This window comes from Flavobacterium dankookense (genome assembly GCF_004362665.1).
Lineage (GTDB): Bacteria > Bacteroidota > Bacteroidia > Flavobacteriales > Flavobacteriaceae > Flavobacterium > Flavobacterium dankookense.
Genome location: NZ_SNXR01000011.1, coordinates 570,002 through 594,919, shown reverse-complemented (window position 1 = coordinate 594,919; position 24,918 = coordinate 570,002). Strand labels below are relative to the sequence as shown.

Sequence of the window (24,918 nt, the reverse complement as noted above, 5' to 3'; positions counted from 1 at the left end):
GTTTTTTTAATAATTCAAATTTACACCGACACCAAATCCCATATCACTGTCATAATGCGTTCTGGCACTCAAATTTCTTTTAATAATGTAGCGTAATCCAGCCATGTATTCTTTATCGGTATTCCACATTAAATCCATACGAACTCTTTTGGAAACTGGGATGTCCATTCGTTCTAACTGAAACCTGAAATTACCATCCGTAAACACTTCAGCTTGTGCTTTTATTAGCATTGGTAAAGTGTATTCAAGACCTGCACTAAAAACCGAACGATTGTCTTTGGTATTGGATTGGTTGAATAGGTTTCTTTCCATTTCGCCGTCTTCCATTTTGCGGTAACGCCAATCGAAACCTATAAACGGCATCAACCATTGCATTTTTCCGATGTATCGACCAATGTGTGTTTCTGTTTCATAACCGTGATGGTCGTTGTAGCCTAATCGCCATTCTGTGCCTATGCTCCAACGTGTGTTACTGTACATTGCCATCCCATCGTTTCCGTTAGTTGCAAAATCATTTTCTGCCATGAAGTGAAATTTACGATCCTCATCAAACAATTTTCGTTGTGCTAATTTTGGATTAGGAATTAATGGATTTGGTGCTTGATTTTCATAGGTAAAAACGCGTCCCATTCCTGCCATCATGTGGTATAGGATGTGACAATGAAAAAACCAATCACCTTCAATATTCGCATTGAATTCGATTACATCTGTTTCCATTGGCATGATGTCTATTATATTTTTGAGTGGAGCATAGTCGCCTTGACCGTTTAAAATTCTAAAATCATGACCGTGCAAGTGCATTGGATGGCGCATCATAGAACCATTGTATAATGTAATTCTAACATTTTCTCCTTTCTTGATCAAAATTTTATCTGTTTCAGAAACTACTTTATTGTCTAAACTCCACACATAGCGGTTCATATTTCCTGATAATTCAAAACGTAATTCTTTTATTGGTGCATCTTTTGGCAGTGTAGTTTTTGTAGGCGACTTTAACATGGCATAATTTAAAGTGGTAATATCTGAAAGTTCGTTACTGTTATAGTCGCTTTCATTCATCTTCATGTTTCCCATTTTATCATCTTTTTTTGACGCTGCTTTTCCAGTGATTTCTGGGTACATTACTACGTTCATGTCCATTTGATTGTAAGACATCTGCATTCCCATATCATCCAAATCGCCATTCATTTTCATCATTCCGTTCATCATTTTCATTCCGTCAAAATATTTTAATTTTGGTAATGGTGATATTAATTGCTTGACTCCATCGCCAATGTAAAGTGATGCCGATTTAGTTCTGTCTTCTGGTGTTACAAGGAATTCAAACGCTGTATTATCAGCAGGAATAGTAACAATCACATCATAGGTTTCAGAAACGGCAATTAATAATCTATCTACTTCTACAGGCTCAACATCGTTACCATCATTGGCAACAACCGTGATTTTGCCACCTGCATAGGTTAACCAAAAATAGGTTGATGCACCACCATTGGAAATACGCAAACGCACTCTATCACCACCTTTGAATTGGGATAATTGACTATTACTTTTACCGTTAATTAAAAACTTATCATAGTACACATCGCTTACATCCATAGCATTCATTCGTTTCCATTCGTTTGCTATTTTTGTTTTGAAATGACCTTGCTTAATTGCTTCTGCATAACTTTGGGTAGTTCCTTTTTGTATGGCGAACCAATCGGTTGCATTGTGAAGCATTCTGTGTACGTTATTTGGATTTAAATCGGTCCATTCGCTTAAAATTACCGGAATGGTTGGCAAATCGTCAATACCTTTTCTAAAGGTTTCGTCTTCAACTCTTTTGTTTAAAATCATTGAACCGTACATTCCGATTTGTTCTTGCAAACCCGAATGACTGTGGTACCAATGGGTTCCATGTTGTATAATTGGAAAGGTATATTTATGTGTTGTACCTGGTTCAATTGGCATTTGGGTTAGGTAAGGAACGCCGTCTTCTTTATTGGGTAAAAATAAGCCGTGCCAATGCAATGAAGTACTTTCCTTTAGTTCGTTGTGCACATAAATTTCGGCTGTATCTCCTTCAGTAAACGTTAGTGTTGGCATTGGAATTTGTCCGTTTACCGCGATTGCTCTTGTGGGTTTATTACCAATTGTTACTAATGTATCACGAACGTATAAGTCATATCGAACCGTTTTAGCTATTGTCTTAACTATAGGTTTGCTTTCAGAAATAGGAATATCTTTTGGAACTTCAACAATTTTTGGAGTTTCTTCTATTGGTTTTGAAGCTTCTTTTTTTGTTTCAGAAATTACTTTTTTTGTAGCGACTGGTTTTTTTACAACTGCTTTTTTTATCGGTTTAGCTTTTTCTTTTATTAATGCCATACCACATTTTGGACATTTACCGGGTTTTGGCGAATGGATTTCAGGATGCATGACACAGGTGTAAAACGTTTGTTGTGCTTCTTTTTTTGTTTGTGCATTCGCAAAAGTGCCGATTGAGAGGAAGATTATTATAAGAACTATTTTTTTCATTATACTTTATTTAAAGTTTTAAATTTCGCAATCGAAGGGCATTTACAATTACTGATACCGAACTAAAAGACATGGCTAAAGCTGCTATCATCGGAGATAGTAAAATTCCGAAAAACGGATATAACACGCCAGCTGCGATTGGAACACCCAATACATTATAGAAAAAGGCAAAGAATAAATTTTGCTTGATGTTTCTCATAACAGCATGACTTAAATTTTTGGCTTTTACGATGCCTTGTAAATCTCCTTTTACTAAAGTGATTTTGGCACTTTCAATGGCTACGTCTGTTCCAGTTCCCATTGCAATTCCGATGTCGGCTTGTGCTAACGCCGGAGCATCATTTATACCATCGCCAGCCATGGCCACAATTTTACCTTCGGCTTGTAATTTTTTAATTTCTTTAAGTTTATCTTCGGGTAAGCATCCTGCTTTATATGACGCTAACCCTAATTCATCTGCAACTGCTATGGCGGTGTTTTCATTGTCTCCAGTGAGCATAATTACTTCGACACCTTGACGCATTAATTCTTTAATGGCTGCCGCACTTGATTCTTTAATGGCATCGAAAATGGACACAAACCCAACAGCAATGCCATCAAAAGCTATATATGATACTGTTTTTCCTAACTTTTGTTCTGCACTAATTCTGTTTTCTAAATCATCAGAAACTGTTGCTTTGACTTGTTCCATTAATTTTTTATTGCCTAATGCCACTTTTTTGTTGGTTACTGTTCCTGTAACTCCTTTTCCGGCAACAGCTTCAAAATCTTTTACTTCGATTAAAGAAATAGATTTTGTTTTCGCATAATTCACAACAGCTTGCGCCAATGGATGCTCACTGTATTGGTTTAGTGAAGCTATACTTTTTAGTAAATCAGTATCGTTGTTATTGGCAGCGTAAATTTTTTCGACAGATGGTTTTCCTTCGGTGATGGTTCCTGTTTTATCCGTAATTAAAACATTAACCTTATTCATATTTTCAAGAGCTTCAGCATTTTTTATCAAAACTCCGGATTGTGCGCCTTTTCCAACACCAACCATTACCGACATTGGCGTTGCCAAACCTAATGCACAAGGACACGCAATAATTAATACTGCGATGGCATTTATAAATCCGTACACTAATGCAGGTTCAGGACCAAACTTAGCCCAAATGAAAAAGGTAATTACCGAAATAATCACCACAATAGGCACAAAATATTTGGCAATACTATCGGCTAATTTTTGAATTGGTGCTCTAGATCGTGAAGCATCGTTGACCATTTGCACGATTTGAGAAAGTAAAGTTTCTGAACCTACTTTTTCAGCTATCATAACAAATGATTTATTACCGTTTATTGTTCCGGCAATTACATTATCGTCTTTCTTTTTATCTACCGGAATTGGTTCGCCTGTAATCATGGCTTCATCAATACTGCTTTCGCCATCGGTTATTTTACCATCAACTGGAATCTTGTCTCCAGGTTTTACCCTTAACAAATCGCCTTTCTTGATATCGTGGATTGAAATTACTTTATCGCCACCATCAATTACCAAAGTAGCTTCTGTTGGAGCCAATTTTAATAATTCTTTTATCGCTCCGCTTGTTTGACTGTGCGCTCTGGCTTCTAACAATTGCCCTAGCAAAACCAAAGTTAGAATAACAGTTGTTGCTTCGAAGTATAGTAATACTGTTCCGTGTTCTGTTTTGAATTCGCTTGGGAAAATATCAGGAAAAAACATTCCGACCAAACTGAAAAGAAAAGCTACTCCTGTACCAATTCCGATTAGGGTAAACATATTTAAGTTCCACGTAATTATGGATTTCCAAGCTCGGACAAAAAATATCCAACAGGCATAAAACACTACAGGAAGCGATAATATTAATTGTACCCAATTCCATTTTGAAGCATCCATTAGTTGTAGTAAAGGATTGTTGTGTGCCATTTCTATCATTGCAATAGCGAAAATGGGAACTGTAAATGCAACCGCAATTTTCATTTTCTTAACCAAATCCTTATAGGTCTTTTGGTCTTCGCTTTCACTTGGTTCCATTGGAACTAAATCCATTCCGCAAATAGGACATGAACCCGGACCTTCTTGAATTACTTCGGGATGCATGGGACACGTATATAACGTTTTAATCACCGTTAAATCTGGTGCTTTGACTAAATCCATTCCACACACAGGACAGTCGCCTGCTTTGTCGTATACTTTTTCGCCTTCGCAATGCATCGGGCAATAGTATTTTCCTTGTGCATTGGTTGGGACAACAGTTTCTTTATTATGATTATTGGAATGCATTGAGCAACATGATTTTCCCGAAGCTTCATTTGTTTTACTATGCTCCTTGGTTTTACCGTTGCTCATTTCTATGGTGTATTTTCCGACTGCTGTCAATACTTCCTGTAGCTTTTCTGTTGGAATGTGCTTTTCCATAGTTATTGTTGCTACTGGTGGATTTAATGAAACTTTTGCTTCAATACCCTCAATAGTATTCAATGTTTTTTCGACTTTAGCGCGACAGCCATCACAAGTCATTCCGGTAATGTTGTAAGTATGTATCATCTTTAATAATTTTAATACAAATTTCTATCATAACCGATTTTTGCATTTGCATAATTTTGGGTTTGATATGCAAAATTTATAAATCCTCTATTTGCTTTCTTTTGATGGTTTTTATATTCTTGAAGTAGGTTGGCGAAAAGCCAGTTACTTTTTTGAATTGATTGCTCAAATGTGAAACTGTACTGTAATTTAGAGAATAAGCAATTTCACTTAATGAGAGTTCATCGTAGATAATTAACTCTTTTACTTTTTCAATTTTCTGATTGATGAAATACTTCTCAATAGTAGTGTTTTCGACTTCGGAGAATAAATTACTCAAGGTATTATAGTCTTGATGCAGTTCTTGTGAAAGGTAGTTGGATAAATTAATTTTCAAATCATTGTTTTTGTTCTGAACCAAATCAATAATCACTGTTTTAATCTTATCGATGGTTTTACTTTTTCTGTCATCGATTAAATCAAAGCCAACTGCACGAAGGTTTTTTAATAACTCGCTTTTTTGATTTTCCGAAATGTCATTTTTTAATTCGACTTCTCCTAATTCAACTGAAACAGCATCAATTCCGATATTTTCAAGTACAGATTTTACCACCATTTTACAGCGGCTACAAACCATATTTTTGATGTAAAGTTTCATTTTATAACAATTTAATTAAAGATTATAAACTAACCCAGCCAATTTCATAATAAGGTCAATTTAAAGTTTCTACCCAAAACTTGACCATTTATTTTATTCCTCTTTCTCTGGCACAGGCTCAGTCAAATCCATACCACATTTGGAACATTTGTCATTTAGTTTGCCCTGTACTTCAGGATGCATGGAACAAGCATACATTTTTTCGTGATTTTCCATTTTAGAATGATCCATCGTGATGGAATCTGTATGCATTACAGTGTCAGTTTCAACTGTTGTCACCGTGTTTTCCTCTTTATTTTTTTGGTTACAAGAAACCAATACAAAAGCCATTACTACGGCTGAAAAGATTACTTTTTTCATTTTTTTATTTGATTTAAATTGCAGATTAATTTCTGCATTATAATTATACAAAATAGTGTTGTTTAGTACGTTACAATCTGTACAATTTAAGTTGCATAATTCATACTAATTATTTGAATGCATTAAAAAAGTTGTACTCCAGATTAAAATAAAAACCATTTGGAGCTGTTCTTAACATTGAACTTACCAACTCGTGACGGTATGCTAAATCTATCCTTGCTTGACTATTGATAATAAACTGAATTGCAGGAACTATATCAAGATAGGATTTTCCGTCTTCGTTTATTGTTTGTCCGACAAATTCAACCATCAAATTGATGTTGGTTTGCTTGAAACTGGTATACTTTTTAGGGTACATCAATTTACCAAAAGACAAGGTATAGTTCGTCGCATTATCTCCCAAATCATCCGGGAAGGGATAATTAGGTTGGTTGTCGAATGCTTTTTCAAAGCTAACGGATGAACTTATAGCTACTTTTTTTATCAATTTAGTTGCCACAAATCCGGTTTCAAAACCAGTATTGTGCCCCATGATTTCAATTTGTTCCTGATGGATGTCGGCATTATTGAAGCTGTATCTTCCGAATGCCGCCAAACGAAAATGACTGTTTATATCATCGGTTGAATAGAAACGGTATTTGGTGTAAAAACTTCCTCCTTCTGTTACCAATTGGTTAGTACGATTACTCACAAAAGCAGAAGCCCTAAACATCAGATTTTTATTTAATCCATACGTGACTTCGGGCATCAAATGATAATTATAACCCGATACAAACTCTTCCTTAAACAAGGATTGCGAAAGCCGAACGCTTAACGTATTTGCTGGAACATTACTTGCAGGATCGGTAACTACAAATAGCTCCTGGCTATAATTTTTTTGAAATGCAAACGCAAGAAATAAAATGAAAATTTTTCTCATTAGTTTACATATTTAACGTGAAAATCGTCTTCGTTGTTTGAACTGTAGGTTGCAAGATTCTTGAGCGATTTTGATAATTTCTTAAATTCTTTTTCTGTCACATATCCTTTGTCTAAAACTTGAATTTGGACTTCTGCATTATTAGTTGAAGCGTTATTAACTGCAATATAACCCTCTTTTTTGATGGTTTCAGTTTTGGTTGTTAGCACCAATGAACCAATAAAGAAACCTGCTTTTTCTACCTTTTCTTTAAACACTTTTGGAGTTAAACTATTACCTTCTTTTAGTGTTACTGTAAATGTATTGGTATTCAAATCGGTTTCTACATTAGCTACTTCAGGCATACTTTTGAGCTGCTTGTTAATGGCGTTGGAACACATAGAACATGTTAAACCTGTTGCTCTAATTTCGGCTTTTACGATTTGTGCATTGCTTTTTATTGAGAACATCAAGATGATTGATGCTATCATTATATATACTTTTTTCATTTTTATGATTTTATTAATTTCATTATTTCTTCCTCTGACGGATTTATTGCAATCAGAATACCTTCGGGATTAAATAGGTATTTGGAAGGTAATTCGTCTACTCCGAATAGTACTGCTGCCTTAGCATCAAATCCATTCGGATCTATTAATTGTGTAAATTTGATTTTATCTTTTTCGATTGCTTTTAACCATTTAGTTGCATCAGTATCAATTGATATTCCAATAATTTCGATTGTACTTGAACTCACTTCATTGTGAAGTTGTACTAATTTTTTATTTCCCAATCTGCAAGGTGCACACCAAGAAGCCCAAAAATCGACAAGAACATATTTACCTTTGAATGATGCGATGTTAACCTCATTATTGGAATTACTTTTTAGTATGATTAAAGGAATAGCATCTCCAATTTTAATTTGAGCTTTTGCAGTTGAGAAAATACCAATTAAAAAAAGCAGTATTACAATTTTTTTCATTTTGTTTACTTAATTGTTTCAACTGTTTTACCACAGCTCAACATCATTGAACCATAATAAGGATTTTTAACTGCATTTTCTTTACTTAACCAATTAGCACCTTTGCCGTCATTGAACATTGGACAGAATTGATAGTACACCGGATTTTCATATTTAGAAATCTTGATTACTGTATAAATTTCTTTAGATAATGATGTAAAATGATCGCGTTGGATTTTTACATCTTTTGTATTAGCGATATTTTCTGCATCTTTCTGTATCGTATTTACAACTTTCATCCAAACCATGTGAATATCCATATCAAGCTTGTCCATTTTGACATTATTGATGGCCGTTACCAATTCTTTTGAAGCTGATGCCGTGCTAATCCCATTAGAAGTGATTAATGCATCTTTTACTAAAAAATAATTATCAAAAACTGCTTTTAATTGATTTTCACTCTGAATTACTGTAGTAGTTGTTTCAGAATGATTACTATGATTGGAATGGTCTTCGTTACGAGCAATAACTGTTGCTACTTCTTTTACAGGAACTTTTGCTACACGGTCATATTGGCAACATCCGTGAAGATTATTGTATACATCATCTGGAGCAAGAAATTTGTCACTATCGTAACCAACTAATGCAATTCTTTTAAGTATTTCATCTTGATTGGTTTTGGTTGCATCATACGTTAGTATTGCCATTTGGGTTTCCTGGTTCCAATCTACATTAGCTATTTTTTTAATGTTTCCTGCTTTTTCGATTTTGGTCTCGCACATTCCGCAATTGCCATAAATTTTTACACTTTCGGTTTTGGCATTTTTTATTTGTGCATTACTTGTAGTTGATAACAATACAGAAATTGCTATCATTATTTTCATTAATGAATTTTTCATTTTTAATAAAATTGTAATCAAAGTAGCCTACCTTGATTGGTTGATAAAATAAATTTGGATAAAAAACAGTTGCGAAAGAATGTAATTACCGTACCGATAATGGTATAAAAAACAATACTAAAACTGTTGAATTGGATAGCACAACGCTATGAATTTGACACACTTATGGCTGTCAAAAAAGGAATTTAGCTTATTTTAGGAATGAGCCAAATGGAATAAAAACCATCTGAGATTGATGGTATTGTGTATGAAAATTTAACTTTCTCGATTGAAGAATAGCTAAACATATAATTTTTAAAAACGATTTCAGATAAAAAGCTTACTGATGAGGTTGGACAGGTTGACGAACATCCACATTTAGAATGACCGCAATTGCCTTTACAACCTTTGTGGTCTTTCTCTTTAGAATTATCGCTATCGCAACAACTCTTTTTTTCTGATTTAGTAGAGGAAATTTCTTTTTTGCATGAACTCTTGTCTGAACCTTTACCACAAGCCATAGCATTATTAGGCATAAGAAACATGCCTAATAAGACTAATAGTATAAAGTGGTATTTTTTCATATATCTATTAAAACAGTACAAAAATAATTAAGTTCAATTAATATTTCACTAAAAATTTGTTAAAACGTTGTTTTTTGTTAAGAATTGTTTAAAAACCATTGCAATGTTTTCTAATAATAATAACAATGGTATTGCAATGATTGTCTAATGTCAATGTACCTTATTTTAAAGTGATTAAGAGATTTTGCAATAGTATTGCAATGATTTATAACTATAATTGCAATACCATTGTAATTGTTTAATACTAAAATCAATTCTTGATTTATTCAGCAATTCTCAACACTGATTCCTTTTCTTGTTTTTGGCTTTGTATATTCCAATAAATCGCCATTTGCTGAGCGTAATCGATCGGAGTTTTTCCAATATAATTTAGAAACTCCTTTTCGGTACTATGTCCAGTTACGTTCAATAATAAACCTGTCGGAATATCTCCGTAATAATTTGTAGCAAATGAACGCCTACAAATATGCGAAGTGACCAACTCCCATTTTTTAAAATCTCCATTTTCTTTTCGAGAAGTTTCAGGGTTTATTCTTGCGCCCGAAATTGTTTCATTCAATTTGGCTTCTTGGCAAACATCCTTGATGTATAAATTAAATTTAGCTTTTGAACTTTCGATGTTTTTGCTATAAAGAGGTGGGAAGTTCCCATTTCTTTTATCTAAAATTGCTCTTACTTTATCGTGTACAAGTATGGAAACTCTCTTTTTAGTTTTTTGTTGGATAAGTTCTATAAAATCTAAATTGCCTATTTGCTTAATATCCTGCTTTGTTAATTGCAATAAATCTCCAACACGTTGACCGATATAACAACCAATCAAGAGCCAATCTCTTGCATCTTGTAAATGCGGCTGTTTCAAATCAACTTTTTCGATTTCCGTTAATTCATCCCAATTAAGATAAATTTTATCAATTTGAACACTAAACCCTTTAATTTGTTGAAGCTGTGGACTAACGGTATAGCCTGACTTTTGAGCATCTAAACAAATGGTCTTTAAAAACTTAATATAACGCCCTGCCGTATTTCTGCTTAACTTTTCTACCTCAAGTAAATATTTAAGAAAATCATTTCTATACTTCAAATCAATTTCAGACAATTTATACTTATGGCGTTTATACTCTTGAAATCCCTGTATTTTTAATTTTATTGTTTTGTATTTTGTAACTGTTGCTTTAGATGTTCCGAGTTCTCCAGTTCGGTCATTGGTTTTTAACTCCAGTTTTTCTACATAGAGGTCGCAATAATTAAGAATGAAATTGTTATCTGTTTTTTCGGCTTTATTAAAATGGGTGTTTAGACAATCGTTTAGCCAGTCTTTATTAACTATATCTGAACCTGTACCACTTTTATTATATCTGCTAATTATATAGGATTCTAAAGTGTCTAATTCATTTTGCAAATTGTCTCTTTCAGCAAACTGGGAGACTTTCCGTATTTTACCACTTGCGTTATTAAAATAAGCTGGATTGATAACTAACGGAATTGCCAATTTAATATCAGTTTCTCTATTTGCAACAAATCGGATGTATATTTTTGATGGGTTATTATTTCCTCTAATCGAATATTTTATCGTTGCCATATTTCATATTTTAGTTACGACAAATATATATAGTAGAATTATTATAAAAAAATATTTTGTCCGACATTTGTCCGACGAAAAGCGAATTTATACTAATTCAACCTAATACAAATTAATTTTATTTTTTATTAAAAACCCTTTAAATACTTAACTTAACAAGGTTTTTTATTCTAATTCAGTTATTTAGAGTTAATTAACAATTAAGTTGTTTTGTTCCCTCTTTCTCCGCTGAAAGAAGTTTCAAAAGAAACTTAAAATTTCAAAACCCTTTAAACATCAGTGTTTAAAGGGTTTTTTCTTTTTTGGCTATGTGTCAAAACACACATAAAAAGTCAAATGTTAGTACACCTATTAGTACACCTATCAAATTTTGAAAAAAAGGGTGTACTAAAAAATGTAAAGACGGAGAGAATTCGCTTCAATTTCAATGCTTTGAAGGTTTTTTAAATTCAATTTGTGAACATTAATTTAAAACCAAAAAGTTATGTTAAAAATCATTTTTTACATCAAATCTGAAAAGATCAATTTAAAGGGTGAAAGCCCAATTTTTGCAAAAGTTACTCTTGGTAAAGAAAGAGTAACTATGAGTACTGGAAAATCAATTGCTGCAGAGCGGTGGAATGCTACACAAAGGTTAAGAGCTATATTAAAACTTGAAAAAGAAAAAGTTCTCAAAAAAAGTTTGGAATTGTTTCAATTAAATATTGAAAAAAAGTATAATAACTTAATCAATTTTACAGAAGAAGTTTCTATAGCTATGCTTAAAAATGAAATTCTAGGTATTTCCGATGAAGCAAAAAAAATACAACTTCTTGATGTCTTTGAAAAGCACAATAGTGAATTTGCTAAAAAAGTAAAAAGTGGAGAACGATCATCTGCATCACTTCAAAAATACAATCGCTCAGCTGATTTAATTAGAAACTTCATTAAAAAAACTTATAACGTCAATAATATCGAAATAGAGAAAATTAATAGTGCCTTTATTTACAATTTAGAAACTTATCTAAAATTCGAAAGTGAATTTAAAGGCGTTGTAGGTATTAAAAATAATTCTGTAGTAAAGTATTTCAAAAACTTTAAAACAATCTGCAATTATGGTATAAAAATGGATTTGATTGATAAAAACCCTTTTAATGTTTATAATGGCAAACTAAAAATAAAAGATGCTACTTTTTTAACAGTCGATGAATTAAATAGTATTGAAAAGAAAGTCTTCCAAGTAGAACGTCTGGAAAAAGTAAAAAATATGTTTCTCTTTAGTTGTTACACAGGATACGCGCCAATTGATGCATGTAACCTTACAACAGCCAATCTGATACAAGATAACAATGGAGAGTTTTGGATTAAAACAGATAGAGCAAAAACAGGTATAAGAGCAAATGTTCCTGTCTTACCTCCTACTCAAAGAATTATCAATAAATACAAAGATTCAGAAGTTGGATTAATTCCTAAAATATCCAATCAAAAAATGAATGCTTACCTTAAAGAAATTGCTGACTTATGTGGTATTGAAAAAAAATTAACCTGGTACGTTGCAAGACATACTTTTGCTACAACAGTTACTCTTGGTAATGGTATTAAAATTGAAAATGTATCTTCCATGATGGGACATACTAATATTAAACAAACCCAACATTATGCCAAAGTCCTTGATTCTAGTGTAATGGATGACATGTGTAAACTGATACAAAAGTTAAATTATTGATTTTCAGATTTTATTATATTATTTTTATAAAAAATTAAAGACAATATTTTATGAAACTTTATCTAAAAGAATTTGAAGATGAATTGGATGATTTTTTAACAATTAGAATAGCATACAACTCGAAGTATAATAAATATTTATTTGATAATAAATGGACTATCGATGTTAACGAAACTTATTTTGAAAACAAAGTTGAAAAGATAAAAAAATTACTCTTTGAGCATCTCAAAAATGGACTCGAGAATAAATCATTTTTACGAGAAACAAAAGATAAAATTAGAACTAGTTACAACTTATTGTACGATTGTGACTTTACTGACATATCCTTTTTAGAACAATTAGATGTTTTAATTCGAAAAAATTCAAATTCCTTATATAATCCTACAAAGGAAATATATGATTATAATTACTTTGTAAAAAAGTTATATGAAGAGAGTTATAAAAGTGATACTTTTTTCGATCAAAATGATGAAATTATAAATTATCATAATTTTTTAAGAGATATCTTTTTTTATTCTACAAAAAAGCAACCGACCGAAAATGAATTTGAAGAACAGAAACTAATATATTCGTTACTAATTTATAAAGAGTATTTGATGGTTCTTTTATCCTATATTGAGACACTTTATTTTAATTGTGACAGAATAGATTTTTCTCAAAAGAATGCTGAAAGTTCTATAATTATACCTTCAAAAAAATGTCAAGTTAATCTAAGTAAAGTTGATACCGCACAACTTTTTAGGTTCTTATTTAAAGAGGGGTTCATTACAATTAATGATGAAGATACTAATGATGAATCGCAAATTAAAAAATTCATTGAGGAAAATTTCACCTATCAAAACCAAAGAACAAAAAAGCATGAACCCATAAAAAATATTAACAAGGAATTTTCAGAATTAAATTGGGAACACAAAGAATTACAGATTAAATTTATAGATAATCTAATTTCCAAGCTTGCGGCTCAAAAAGAATACATATTCCACCATTATAGTGATTTGACCTCCAAAGGGAATTCCCTTAAATAATTTGATACCTAATAGGCTTGTATATAATTTTGAATAACAAATTTTAAAATTAAAGCTCTATGAATTCAAATGAAGAAATCGTAATCCCTACTGTAGGAAGTATAAAAAAGCTTTTAGAACCAATATATGCTAGACTTGAGAATATTGATTCATCAATTAAAAATCAAGTTTCTGGCAAAACGGAACGCAAACAATACTACAGAAACCAAGATTTAAAAACAATCTTTGGACTTTCTAATAATACCATAATAAAATATCGTGAAACAGGAATATTGCCTTACACTAAATTAGGCGATATTTTTTTGTATGATATTAAAGTTATAGACAAAATATTAAACTCAAATCAGGTGTAGCTATGGAAACTGAAAAAAGAAAAGATCCATTAACAGGTGAAGAGTTTATTCCAAAGAAAAAAACGCAACGTTTTGCCACTCCACAAAACCGGATTAAATACAATAATAAATTAGCTGGCGCTTTAAGACAAGAAAAAGCTTATGTAGATAAACCTATGAACTCAACTCATAGAATTCTCCGAGATCTAATGAAAAACAAAAAAAAGGAAACGTTTTACAAACAGTTCTTAATTGGAAAAGGAGTCGATTTTAGAGTATCAAATAATACTGTAAAAGTAGATGGTTATATAAAATATGCCTTATACGAATTCATATACATTTTTGATGACAACGATACAAACGGAAAAGTAACCATTATAAACAATTCTGATGGAAGATATTAGTATTTCTAGCATTATACCAATAAATCAAAATTTTGAAGCCCTACAGGCTGAAAATCTAAATTTAAAAAAGAGTAATCAGTTATTAATATACGGACTTATTGGTTTGGTAATGATCGCTGGAGTAGTATATTATTCAAAGAAGATGTCGGAAGAAGAACAAAAGTAAGTTCTATTTCATTTATTTAAAAACACAAATTTATTATTGATATTTGAGTTATGATTATTTTATAAAATAATCATAACTATTCTTATTTTTAAAAATAACCATAATTTTCATTTCACGAAAAGTACCGCCACCATTGAAACCATTACCTGATTTAAAAACTTGCTTAAAATTGTGTTTTTTTTCATTAAATATTCTAAAAATCATTCATAGAAATACTTTAAAATCACTATATTTTTTTTTTAATTTAACACATCAAATAAATTACTTCAATTATATGATTTTTAGTTATTTGATAGTGAAAATATATTTAAATTTAACAGCATGTTCTTGAAATAATTAAATAAAAAGAAACCAATAATAAATTCGAAAAAAATAGAAAAATAAAAATTTCAAAGTTTAAAATTAACTATTAACACCAAATTCATACCAATATATCCATATTAATGTCTGTCAATGCATATTGAATACGGATAAATGCAGCTACTATTTATACAAAATTCGGTGCATTTTTACAGTTTTTTCTATTGATTTGTATTGTTTTACTAACAAACTACTATTGATTATCTGTTGATTTATGTTGAATATTAGTTTTTAACTAAGTAATTTAAAAATACTTTTTTTTATCAAAATGCGGAAAACCGTAAAATACTATAAAACTTGTTTTCTATTTTTGGAAAATCATGTAAAACTACTTGTCCAATAATTTTATTTTTAAATTAGTATCTTTTGTAATTATCCCTATCGTATTTTTAACATAAAAATTAAAACTAATATTAAAAAAGTTTATTTTGGATTTATCAATAATTAAGAGTTTTAATGATTTATTAAGAGAAAATTTTTAATTAAAATAATTGAATTTTAAAAATGGCTTACTATGAAAACTCTTTAACAATTAAAAAATGAGAAAATCAAATAATCAAATCGTTTTTTCTGCCTCAGACTTATCTAATCACATTCATTGTAAACACTTAACTAATCTTAATTATGATGTTGTTAAAGGTTTAAAAGAGAAGCCAATTAGTAATAATAAAGTTTTGGATGTTTTAAGAGAAAGAGGTATTGATTTTGAAAATTCTTTTTTAGTTGAATTAGAAACTAAAGGTCTTTCAATTGTTAAAATAGATCCTGAAGAACAAAATGCTAGACAAAAGACTATTGAAGCTATGCAACAAGGTGCTGACTATATCTATCAAGCAAGATTAAGCAATGAAAAGTGGCAAGGTTGGGCTGATTTTTTAATAAAAGTAGCCACACCAAGTAAACTTGGTAATTGGTCTTATGAAGTTATAGACACAAAATTATCTACTCAAACAAGAGCTGGTACAATTTTACAAATATCATTATATTCTGAAATAATTGAAGAAATACAAGGTTTATTGCCTGAATACATGCATGTTAAAACACCTGAAAGCGAGTTGTCTTATCGTGTGAATGACTATATTTCTTATTTAAGATTAATAAAAAAAAGACTTGATAATGCTATAAAAACTCCAATTGAAACCTATCCAGAACCTTGTTCTCATTGTGATATTTGTAATTGGTGGGAACATTGTAATAGTATTAGAAGAAAAGATGACCATTTGAGTTTTATTGCTGGAATGGGTACTTCTCAGATTAAAGAAGTAAAACTTCATGGAGTAACCACATTACAAGCAATGTCAGAAATACCTTTACCAATTCCATTTAAACCTAACAAAGGTTCAAAAGAAACTTTTACTAAATTAAGAGAACAAGCAATGGTTCAAAATGAGACTAGAACCTTACAAAAGCCTGTTTATGAACTTTTAGAACTCAAGGACAATACTGGTTTTTACAATTTACCTGAACCATGTGAAGGAGATATATATTTAGATTTTGAAGGTGATCCGTTGGTAGAACCATCTGGATTAGAATATCTATTTGGTTGGGTTTTTCAAAACGAATATCATTGTATATGGGTTAACGATATGGAGGAAGAAAAAGCTGCATTAGAACAGTTCATCAATTTTGTTTTTGATAAAAGAACTGAGTTTCCTACCTTACATATATATCATTTCGCACCTTATGAAACTATAGCTTTAAAGCGAATGATGGGTAAATATGCCACAAAGGAAAATGAAATCGATATTTTATTGCGAACTAATTGTTTTGTTGATTTACATAGAGTTTTAAAACAATCCATAAGAGCAGGTGTTGAAAGATACTCCTTAAAAGATTTAGAAAAGTATCATGGTTTTGTTAGAGAAATGGATTTACGAACTTTATCAAAATTCAAAGCTGAGTTTGAATTTTTATTGGAAAGTAAAAAATTTGAATTGATAACAGATGAAATGAAAAAAGCAATTCAGCTTTATAATCAAGATGATTGTTATTCTACTTTACATTTACATCAATGGTTAGAAAAAGAAAGAGAAAATTTAGTATCAAATGGAAATACGATAGCTCGACCTATCTCTAATGACGTAGAAATACCTGAATTTGTTACCGCACATTTGGAACGTATACTACCCATTTATAAAGCTTTAATGAATGAAATTCCTCTTGATGTAACTGAACGTACAAGAGAACAACAAGCAAGATTTATATTGGCTAATATGCTTGATTGGTATAGACGAGAACAGAAATCATTTTGGTGGGAATATTATAGAATTTTGGATTTGGAGCCTGATGAATTATTAGATGAAAAAACAGCTTTAACTTATTTACAATTTACAGGTGAAAGTGTTCCTGATAAGAGGAGTTTTATTGATACTTATACATTTCCGATTCAAGAGTGTGAGCTTCGACCAGGAAATCAAATAAAAAATGAGAATGGTGGTAGCGCTGGTGATATTATTGAAATTGATGAATTACAAGGTATAATAAAACTAAAGAAAGGTCCAAGTATTAAAGATACTCATCCATTTACTATAATTAAGTTTGAGCAATTTAGCACCAAAGATAAAGAGGAAAATTTAATTCGTTTTGCCGAATGGATTGTTGCCAATGGTTTTGAAAATGAATTATCTAACTACAAAGTTACACGTGATTTATTGTTAAATAAGTTGCCTCAACTCACACAATCACTTATTGATACAGGCATTTTATTGGAAAAAAGTATTGATTGGGCTACTAAATTAGATTCTAGCTATTTGCCTATTCAAGGACCTCCTGGAGCAGGGAAAAGTTTTACTGGAAGTCATATGATTTTTGATTTGATTAAAAAAGGAAAACGTATTGGAATCACTGCTCTTAGTCATAAAGTAATTATCAATTTACTCGAAAAAGTAAAACAATTAGCAGATGATGAATCCTTTGATTTGCGAATAATCTACAAAGGTTCTTCAACTGAGAATGAAGATTACCCTTGGACTATGGCTAAAAAAGTCGATGACATTTCTGATTCAATTCACAAATATCATCTCATAGCTGGAACAAGTTTTATGTGGTGTAGTGAAAAACTCAAAGATTCTTTGGATTATTTATTTATTGATGAAGCTGGACAATTTGCATTAATTGACACTTTAGTAGTATCTCATGCTAGCAAGAGTATAATTTTATTAGGTGATCATCAACAATTGAAACAACCCATAAAAGGAGTTCATCCAGAAGGAACTGAAGTTTCTGCATTGGAACATTTGTTAGAAGGAAAGAAAACAATTCCAGTAGAAAAAGGAATCTTTTTAGCTAGTACATGGAGAATGCATCCCGATATTTGTTTTTTTGATTCTGAAATGTTTTATGAATCAAGATTACATTCCATTCAAGGATTAGAGAATCATAAAATTGAAGGAAACACACAATTTATTGGTTCTGGGTTATTTTATAAATCTGTTGCCCATGATGGTAATAGCAATATGTCATTAGAAGAAATTAATGCAATTGAAAAAATTGTTCAAGAACTTACAAAGAGTGATGTTTTTTGGTATGATGAAAAAAACGAAAAAAAAGTTTTAGTTGCTAGTGATATAAAAATAATCACACCTTACAACAGTAATGTTTTTGAAATGCAAAAGCGATTACCACATATACAGATAGGTACTGTAGATAAATTCCAAGGACAAGAAGCACCCGTAGTTATTTATAGTATAGCAAGCTCATCGCCTGAAGATGCTCCGCGAGGAATGGAATTTTTATATAGTCCGAATAGGTTGAATGTAGCTGTTTCAAGAGCTAAGGCAATGTTTATTATGGTAGGAAATCCAAGGATATTTGAACCTGATTGTAAATCACCCGAACAAATTAAATTAGCAAACCCATTTTGTAGATTTATTGAGCTTGCTACTTTATTGTCCTAGTATTTTAAATTGAATTAACGAAATGAAGCAAGCAAAGAATTGATGCTAGGAATACCTGGACTAGGAGCGATTTTTGTGCAGCTGAATGAGGTAATGAATTTCTCAATTCTATTTAATTAAAACTTATAAAAATAAATAGAACTAATTTTAGTTTGAGTTTTGATTAATTTCAAGTAATATCAACATATTTTTTATTGTTTGCAATAAAGCTTTCTATTGTTCTATTTAAAGCGTTTTCTGATGGTAAAAGTTCAATATAACAAGTGTCTATTGCTCTAGTCAAAGCCATTAAAACCCAAGTTGCAGCATATTTATTTTTTCTTTCTTCTGGTTCCATAATTTCTGAAAGCAGGAAATTATCGGCATCATCTTCATTTCTTTTGGAATCAAAAAAACCGTTTATATCAAAACACATAGTTGACCATGCCTCTAATCCACGACTTGATTCATAATAAATAGCTCTAATGCTTAAAGAACCTGGAACACTTTGTTTTCTCTTATCGATGTTTCCTGTTGCGTTCCAAAACCTTGCTTCATTTATTATTTTATCTGCAATTGATAATAAATCCCATTCTGATTTGTGTTTTAGATCATCAATTTTAATTACATCAAACTCATTAATATTTATACTTTTAGTATTTGTGTTAGCACTATTAAATATCTGATTTTTTTCTTTAGCATTTTTAAGCAATAATAATGAATCATAAGCACTACAACCTTGTCTAGTTCCGGCAATTAATAGGTCGTTCATAATATTAGCTTTATTAGCTAAATCATTATTAATACCTCTTTGAATTATTATTCTACCATGGTCATCTGTATCTAATGGTTCTATTCCTAAATCAATATTAAAAGATGCAGCAATGTGATTTACTAAAGCAGCAATTACGGGTTTCATTCTGTATGATTTTCGTCTTTTTAGGTATTGATAACTTTCAATTTTAGTACCTTTCGAAATATTCCAATTACATACTTCAGAATATCTAATTAATTGTTCTTTACCTCCACTAGCAATAACTATATTCTTTGCGCCAAATAATGAAAAAAATATGTCCCTTTCATAAGGATGACAATCTTGAGCTTCATCGATATATAAACTTCTTCCTGCTCTAAATCCATTTATACTTTTTCCATATCTCTTTTTTAATTCTTCTAAATTTATATTTTTACTACCGTCTTTAACTAGAATTGAAGTTTTTAAATTCATTGTGTTTTCAAGTAAATCAAATTTATTCTCAATTTGAAATTCTTTAAAAAATAAATCTAAGTTGTCAATGGCTAAAAGTATTTTTTTTAATACCTCATGATAATCAGCCAAAAACATACTAGAATTAATATGCTCTTCTAATTTTATTTTTTTGAATATTTTAAATCGACTAATATGTTTTTTTATTTCTTGTGCTTCCTTAAAGTCTTTAAACATATCAGAATGGTTGATAAAATCAATTGCTTCTCTTTTTGTTCCTTCGTCAAAGGAATTTTCATTTTGAATGAAATTCTTTAAATCGTTTTTATTTATAATTAGATTTTGACATCTAATTTTATCAAACAATAATTCAATTTTATCAAACCTTTTATTCATCAATGCAGTTAAGTAACTTATTCTGCTTTCAGACATTAGTAAAACTACACCAAGTTTTTTAGCAATATTAAACATGAAAGAATGAATAGTATTAGTTGTCGTTGGTTGTTTTTGAACAACTACTTCTTCACTTAGTACATTCTCAAATCCTTTAATTTGCCTTGAAATTTCATAAACTAAAAGATGATTATATGTTAGAAATGTTGCTTTTTTACCCGTCAAACTTTTTTGCAACATCCATTTAAGAAGGTCTGATGATTTTCCTGAACCTGCTCTTCCTCTAACTTCAACTAAAGTATTTCCAATTGAATCAAATGCTTTTTGAGAGGCAGCATCAAAATTATTTTGAATTCTTTCGATTTTTTGTTTTGTTAAGTAACCTAATTTTGAATCTAATGAAGCTTGAGCAAAAATTTGTCTAATAGAAGCTTCATAAGCAGGTTCATAATTCCAATCTGAATATCCTGGGTATCTTAAATAATCATTTAATGCAATACATTCTTTTATTAAATTGAATTTTAAATGTTTTGCTACAATTATATTATGTGAAATTACTTCATCATTATCATTTAAAACCCAAAGAATAGGATGTACTGTTATTTTTTCTCTATTTAAATTACAAGCATCGCTTAGATAATTTGTTAAACCCCATTTTAGTTTTGATGCGTTATCTTTTAGGTCTATATATGAATTTTCAATTTCTAATTCACCTTTATATGCTTTGACATTATATTGTTTATACTCTCTAATTATTGATACCGCTATAATAAGATTTGATATGTAAACAAAATTATCCTCAATTTCAATTTTAGGTCTATGTGCAGGACTTTGAGGTACTTTCAAAAAAATTACAAAATCTAAAGTTGACTGATTTAATACTGAAACTGGAAATTTATTTAATATTAAAACTTCTGCTTTAATACAATCCGAACTTAATTCATTTAATATGGATTCCCTTAATTCATTATAATCAAGAAAAGGATTTGTTCCGTTTATTTTAGTAAAAGATAATTCCATATTGAATAAATTTTTGACGATTAAATGATAGTTTTAAATTACTATTTAATCAATAAATTAGAAATTGAATTACCAATAAAATTCTCAACACTATTGGAAATTATTACTGTTTTCTTTTGAATATTTTTCTCTTAACCAGCTAATATAAATTACAGAAGGAATAATTTTACTGAAATTAACATCATTAATTTTCCACAAAGTAAATAAACCTGCACCTATCCATCCAACTGGACCAATAATTACACTGATGGCAGAAGATAATGCTGTATATGCAGCAAAAGGCAAAGTTAAACCGATCGCGCCTGTTATAAAACTTAATGAACTAGAAGCTAATAAATAAACCCCAAACCCAGAAATTTGAGCAGCAGTTAATGTTGTAAAAACTGTTCCTACTTTATATTTTAAACCACCTTCTATATTGACGATTTCAATTATCTCTTTTTCGAATTTTATTTTTTGTTCTTCCGTCATTCTAGACAATGCTTGTTCCAAAAACTTAATAGCTATTGATTTTTCTATCTGGCTTATTTCTATTGTTTTAGTATCTAATTTTAATTTTACCTTTATTTTATAAAGTATATCATTATAAGATGGATGGTCGTCAAAAAACTCTAATAAATTTTTACTATTGCTAATTAATTCAGGTATTATATTTTCTTTGGAAACCGATTTTAATTTAAGAATTTTAGATAAAGTTTCAATTTCTTCATTATTACACTGACATAGAATTAAATATAAATCACCCCAATCTTTTTTATACTTTTTATATTTTCCCCAAGCTAATTTATATTTTATTACTTTTCTTAACTCATAATAAGAGATTGATGTTGCATATTCTCTTCCTAAAAAATAATATTGCCCTGGGGTTAATGGTTGCAAATCACCATTCTCAAGTGCTAAAAACCAATATCCGAATTTTTTAATTATTTTTAGATACTCAGAAAAAAATAAGGAGTTTGGTAATTTTATATCAAAATTATCTTGTGCCAAGAAAATTTTATGCTTAGCTTTTTCAATTTTAATATCTTCTTTATTCAAATTCATATTTATAATCTAATTAACTTTTAATTGGATTTAATTATCGTAACCTTCAATTTTACAAATAAGTAAATACATTGATTAATCTAATTTATAATAACTTAGTTTTATCTGTTGTTAAGGTAAAATAAATGTCTTTTATTTTTAGTTTGTTGTATCCGATTAAAGGAATTTTATTTGTAACAATTGTATCGTTTATTTCTGTTCCTGTACTTTCTAAATCATACAGCCAAACATTGTCTTTAGTATTGATAATAATACAATGTCTCCTGCTTACTGCAACGCCTCCAGATATTCGAATATCATTTTGGGTGTATTCTTGCCTACCAAACTTTATAATTGGTTCTGATATTGATTTTTCAGTATGATATTCATTATTAGTTTCTAATATTGTTATTGTATTTTCTTTCAAGATGTTGAATTGGAAGTCCATAAATAACAATTTTGATTTAAGTGTTGGCGTTTCTTTATAATTATGGCTTTTTTTACTCTCTGTTATTACTGATAAATTGTAGCCGATGAAATGGTTTTCGCTTTTCTCATATTTTGATTTAGGTGGAATTAGTTCGCCATTAGAATTTAACACAAAAGCAATAAAATAATTGTTTGCAAAACAAGGTAAAGATGGATTGGCTTCCATTATCATTTTGGAAAGCTCCATTGCTGTTTCGTATCTGTCTGTTTCGTAATAACAACGAATTAAAAGATTATAGGCTTCATAATCTGCTGGATTTCTATGAAGATGGTCTGACAATAAACCTATAGCGATTGGATATTTCTTTGCTTCTAAATTCATCCAACCTAAATCTTTTTGAACGTCTAATCTAGGATTGAGTTTGAGTGCTTTTTCATAAAAACTTTTTGCTGTTTCAATCTTTTGAATTCGTAAATTGTATTTACCTAACGCTAGTAATACTGCTACATTGTTGTCGTATTGTTTGTTTGCTAGTTCTAAAAACTTTAAAGCATTTCGCCATTTGTTTGTCTTTAAAGCTTTATCAGCTAATGCAATTAATTCAGCTGCTTTTAGATTGTCTTTGTTGAATATGATAGGAACGGATTTAGCTTTCAATGCTTCTTCCAATTCAATCATAAACTGAAATCTTAGTTCAGGTGTTTTATTAATTGCTTTTAAAATTATTTCTTGTTGCCAATTGGGAAGTTGTTGTATTGGGAAATCTGCTGATTGATGTTTTTCAATAATCTCTTCTCTTGATAAACCGAAAAATGGATTTTGCTTCGATAATAATTCCATTAAAGTAACGCCTAAAGCGTAAATATCAATCCTTGGATCATTTGTACTATCAATATCCCAACTAAAAGCTTCTGGGCTCATATATGCTCTTGTACCTATGTTTTTATTTGCTACTCCAAAATCTGCAATTTTTATTGTACCGTTTTGAGTGAAAACAATATTATCTGGTTTTATGTCGTGATGAATTATACCTTTTTTATGAATTATTCTTAAGCACGAAGCTAATGTTTGTATCCATTCAATTGCCTCTAAAGTAGTAATTGAATTAGTTTCTAATTTATCTCTTAAACTGCCACCTGAACAATATTCCATTACTAAATAAAGTACTTCATCTTCCCAAAAATGATGGTAATAAGTAACAATATTTGGATTTTCGAACTTTGAAATTGTTTCGATTTCATGGATTATATCTTCCTGTTCAGATTTGTTTTTATTTAATAATTGCTTGATTGCCACAAAACGATTTGATACTTTTTCTTTCGCTAAAAACACCTTGCCAAAACCACCACTGCCAAGGTCTTTTTCAAAATAGTATTTGTTATCGTACAGTTGCATTTAGAATGTAATAAAATTAAAATACGGGTCTCTATAATGAAATTCTTCAATATCATTTATTCCATTATTTAATAGAAATGATTGTATGAATATGTTTTTTGAAATATTTAGCGAAACGTTCAGTTTATTTTCAAACTTATATATTCCTGTAGAGGGTCTTTTAAAAAAATTAGCTTCTAAAAACATTGGAACTACACTATAAATTCCATTCTCGGTAGCTCTATTACCGCCATAGACATTTGAGATTGCTTTTTTAATAATCTCTGAATTAATTTCTTCTTGAACGCTAAAGTATTTACCAAAGGTTTTTAAAACAAAAAAAGAAAATGGAAATGCGGAATTTAATAATGCTATCAGAATTAAATTTCTTTCCTCTTTTTTCTTTAAGGCAATTAGAATTTCCTCTTTATTTTGAAGTAAAAAATCCTTTAGTGGGCTTTTAATAATTATTTTGTTTACAATTCTTAATGCTTTTTTTAATCTATTTTCACCATCAAATTCCAAGCGTAATTGTTCAATAACGTATTCATTTGAATAATTACCTGAGAGAAATGTATTCAAAGCTACCTCAAGTACATTAAGTGGGATTCTTTGGTTTATATCTATAGATAATTTGTTCAT

20 protein-coding genes are annotated in these 24,918 nt (G+C 30.2%); 6 read left to right on the top strand and 14 right to left on the bottom strand.

Features of this window, described 5'->3' with window-relative positions; translation table 11 throughout:
* Nucleotides 1-6: 6 nt before the first annotated feature.
* From BC748_RS03885 to BC748_RS03840, 10 genes are all read right to left on the bottom strand, one after another.
* A complete protein-coding gene (locus tag BC748_RS03885; RefSeq protein ID WP_246013995.1) occupies nucleotides 7-2,517 on the bottom strand; it encodes a multicopper oxidase domain-containing protein in 2,511 nt (836 codons plus the stop codon).
* 10 nt (nucleotides 2,518-2,527) lie between these two features.
* Entirely contained in the window at nucleotides 2,528-5,065 is a 2,538-nt protein-coding gene (locus BC748_RS03880; protein WP_133532144.1) for a heavy metal translocating P-type ATPase, read from the bottom strand.
* 76 nt (nucleotides 5,066-5,141) lie between these two features.
* Nucleotides 5,142-5,702: an AraC family transcriptional regulator gene (locus BC748_RS03875; protein WP_133532143.1), complete on the bottom strand. Its 561-nt coding sequence runs from the start codon at nucleotides 5,700-5,702 to the stop codon at nucleotides 5,142-5,144.
* 93 nt (nucleotides 5,703-5,795) lie between these two features.
* Nucleotides 5,796-6,062 (bottom strand): heavy metal-binding domain-containing protein, encoded by a 267-nt coding sequence (locus BC748_RS03870; RefSeq protein WP_133532142.1) that lies wholly within the window; start codon nucleotides 6,060-6,062, stop codon nucleotides 5,796-5,798.
* A gap of 109 nt (nucleotides 6,063-6,171) precedes the next feature.
* Nucleotides 6,172-6,981, bottom strand: coding sequence for a hypothetical protein (locus tag BC748_RS03865; protein ID WP_133532141.1), 810 nt, complete (start codon nucleotides 6,979-6,981; stop codon nucleotides 6,172-6,174).
* Nucleotides 6,981-7,469, bottom strand: coding sequence for a heavy-metal-associated domain-containing protein (locus BC748_RS03860; RefSeq protein ID WP_133532140.1), 489 nt, complete (start codon nucleotides 7,467-7,469; stop codon nucleotides 6,981-6,983). The genes BC748_RS03865 and BC748_RS03860 overlap by 1 nt, the downstream gene beginning before the upstream one ends.
* Before the next feature lie 2 nt (nucleotides 7,470-7,471).
* Entirely contained in the window at nucleotides 7,472-7,942 is a 471-nt protein-coding gene (locus BC748_RS03855; protein ID WP_133532139.1) for a TlpA family protein disulfide reductase, read from the bottom strand.
* Between the two features lie 5 nt (nucleotides 7,943-7,947).
* Complete coding sequence (locus BC748_RS03850; RefSeq protein ID WP_133532138.1) at nucleotides 7,948-8,820, bottom strand: DUF3347 domain-containing protein; 873 nt, start codon at nucleotides 8,818-8,820, stop codon at nucleotides 7,948-7,950.
* 185 nt (nucleotides 8,821-9,005) lie between these two features.
* On the bottom strand, nucleotides 9,006-9,383 hold the full coding sequence (locus BC748_RS03845; RefSeq protein ID WP_133532137.1) for a hypothetical protein: 378 nt from the start codon (nucleotides 9,381-9,383) through the stop codon (nucleotides 9,006-9,008).
* Nucleotides 9,384-9,645: 262 nt separating this feature from the next.
* Entirely contained in the window at nucleotides 9,646-10,962 is a 1,317-nt protein-coding gene (locus BC748_RS03840; RefSeq protein ID WP_133532136.1) for a phage integrase SAM-like domain-containing protein, read from the bottom strand.
* Between the two features lie 484 nt (nucleotides 10,963-11,446).
* Between BC748_RS03840 and BC748_RS03835 the strand changes: the two genes are divergently transcribed.
* The 6 genes from BC748_RS03835 (at nucleotide 11,447) to BC748_RS03810 (ending at nucleotide 18,850) form a co-directional block, all read left to right on the top strand.
* Nucleotides 11,447-12,667, top strand: coding sequence for a site-specific integrase (locus BC748_RS03835; RefSeq protein WP_133532135.1), 1,221 nt, complete (start codon nucleotides 11,447-11,449; stop codon nucleotides 12,665-12,667).
* A gap of 50 nt (nucleotides 12,668-12,717) precedes the next feature.
* The gene (locus BC748_RS03830) at nucleotides 12,718-13,692 is read left to right on the top strand and encodes a hypothetical protein (RefSeq protein ID WP_133532134.1); all 975 of its coding nucleotides are present in this window, start codon (nucleotides 12,718-12,720) and stop codon (nucleotides 13,690-13,692) included.
* A 59-nt stretch (nucleotides 13,693-13,751) separates the two neighbouring features.
* Entirely contained in the window at nucleotides 13,752-14,045 is a 294-nt protein-coding gene (locus BC748_RS03825; RefSeq protein ID WP_133532133.1) for a DNA-binding protein, read from the top strand.
* A gap of 2 nt (nucleotides 14,046-14,047) precedes the next feature.
* Nucleotides 14,048-14,428 (top strand): hypothetical protein, encoded by a 381-nt coding sequence (locus BC748_RS03820; protein ID WP_133532132.1) that lies wholly within the window; start codon nucleotides 14,048-14,050, stop codon nucleotides 14,426-14,428.
* The gene (locus BC748_RS03815) at nucleotides 14,415-14,594 is read left to right on the top strand and encodes a hypothetical protein (RefSeq protein WP_133532131.1); all 180 of its coding nucleotides are present in this window, start codon (nucleotides 14,415-14,417) and stop codon (nucleotides 14,592-14,594) included. The genes BC748_RS03820 and BC748_RS03815 overlap by 14 nt, the downstream gene beginning before the upstream one ends.
* A gap of 899 nt (nucleotides 14,595-15,493) precedes the next feature.
* Complete coding sequence (locus BC748_RS03810; RefSeq protein WP_133532130.1) at nucleotides 15,494-18,850, top strand: TM0106 family RecB-like putative nuclease; 3,357 nt, start codon at nucleotides 15,494-15,496, stop codon at nucleotides 18,848-18,850.
* A 169-nt stretch (nucleotides 18,851-19,019) separates the two neighbouring features.
* Here the strand turns inward: BC748_RS03810 and BC748_RS03805 are convergent, their stop codons facing one another.
* From BC748_RS03805 to BC748_RS03790, 4 genes are all read right to left on the bottom strand, one after another.
* The gene (locus tag BC748_RS03805) at nucleotides 19,020-21,449 is read right to left on the bottom strand and encodes a hypothetical protein (RefSeq protein ID WP_133532129.1); all 2,430 of its coding nucleotides are present in this window, start codon (nucleotides 21,447-21,449) and stop codon (nucleotides 19,020-19,022) included.
* A gap of 90 nt (nucleotides 21,450-21,539) precedes the next feature.
* Nucleotides 21,540-22,487, bottom strand: a complete 948-nt coding sequence (locus BC748_RS03800; RefSeq protein ID WP_133532128.1) for a YaaW family protein — start codon at nucleotides 22,485-22,487, stop codon at nucleotides 21,540-21,542.
* Between the two features lie 91 nt (nucleotides 22,488-22,578).
* Nucleotides 22,579-24,297 carry a protein kinase domain-containing protein gene (locus BC748_RS03795; protein ID WP_133532127.1) on the bottom strand — a complete coding sequence of 573 codons (1,719 nt, stop codon included), beginning with the start codon at nucleotides 24,295-24,297 and terminating at the stop codon, nucleotides 22,579-22,581.
* The gene (locus BC748_RS03790; RefSeq protein WP_133532126.1) at nucleotides 24,298-24,918 is read right to left on the bottom strand and encodes a hypothetical protein; all 621 of its coding nucleotides are present in this window, start codon (nucleotides 24,916-24,918) and stop codon (nucleotides 24,298-24,300) included.

Bases quoted from the DNA above. Each gene is read 5' to 3' on its own strand.
- BC748_RS03885 (WP_246013995.1), bottom strand. From the start codon at position 2,517: ATGAAAAAAATAGTTCTTATAATAATCTTCCTCTCAATCGGCACTTTT.
- BC748_RS03880 (WP_133532144.1), bottom strand. From the start codon at position 5,065: ATGATACATACTTACAACATTACCGGAATGACTTGTGATGGCTGTCGC.
- BC748_RS03875 (WP_133532143.1), bottom strand. From the start codon at position 5,702: ATGAAACTTTACATCAAAAATATGGTTTGTAGCCGCTGTAAAATGGTG.
- BC748_RS03870 (WP_133532142.1), bottom strand. From the start codon at position 6,062: ATGAAAAAAGTAATCTTTTCAGCCGTAGTAATGGCTTTTGTATTGGTT.
- BC748_RS03865 (WP_133532141.1), bottom strand. From the start codon at position 6,981: ATGAGAAAAATTTTCATTTTATTTCTTGCGTTTGCATTTCAAAAAAAT.
- BC748_RS03860 (WP_133532140.1), bottom strand. From the start codon at position 7,469: ATGAAAAAAGTATATATAATGATAGCATCAATCATCTTGATGTTCTCA.
- BC748_RS03855 (WP_133532139.1), bottom strand. From the start codon at position 7,942: ATGAAAAAAATTGTAATACTGCTTTTTTTAATTGGTATTTTCTCAACT.
- BC748_RS03850 (WP_133532138.1), bottom strand. From the start codon at position 8,820: ATGAAAAATTCATTAATGAAAATAATGATAGCAATTTCTGTATTGTTA.
- BC748_RS03845 (WP_133532137.1), bottom strand. From the start codon at position 9,383: ATGAAAAAATACCACTTTATACTATTAGTCTTATTAGGCATGTTTCTT.
- BC748_RS03840 (WP_133532136.1), bottom strand. From the start codon at position 10,962: ATGGCAACGATAAAATATTCGATTAGAGGAAATAATAACCCATCAAAA.
- BC748_RS03835 (WP_133532135.1), top strand. From the start codon at position 11,447: ATGTTAAAAATCATTTTTTACATCAAATCTGAAAAGATCAATTTAAAG.
- BC748_RS03830 (WP_133532134.1), top strand. From the start codon at position 12,718: ATGAAACTTTATCTAAAAGAATTTGAAGATGAATTGGATGATTTTTTA.
- BC748_RS03825 (WP_133532133.1), top strand. From the start codon at position 13,752: ATGAATTCAAATGAAGAAATCGTAATCCCTACTGTAGGAAGTATAAAA.
- BC748_RS03820 (WP_133532132.1), top strand. From the start codon at position 14,048: ATGGAAACTGAAAAAAGAAAAGATCCATTAACAGGTGAAGAGTTTATT.
- BC748_RS03815 (WP_133532131.1), top strand. From the start codon at position 14,415: ATGGAAGATATTAGTATTTCTAGCATTATACCAATAAATCAAAATTTT.
- BC748_RS03810 (WP_133532130.1), top strand. From the start codon at position 15,494: ATGAGAAAATCAAATAATCAAATCGTTTTTTCTGCCTCAGACTTATCT.
- BC748_RS03805 (WP_133532129.1), bottom strand. From the start codon at position 21,449: ATGGAATTATCTTTTACTAAAATAAACGGAACAAATCCTTTTCTTGAT.
- BC748_RS03795 (WP_133532127.1), bottom strand. From the start codon at position 24,297: ATGCAACTGTACGATAACAAATACTATTTTGAAAAAGACCTTGGCAGT.
- BC748_RS03790 (WP_133532126.1), bottom strand. From the start codon at position 24,918: ATGAACAAATTATCTATAGATATAAACCAAAGAATCCCACTTAATGTA.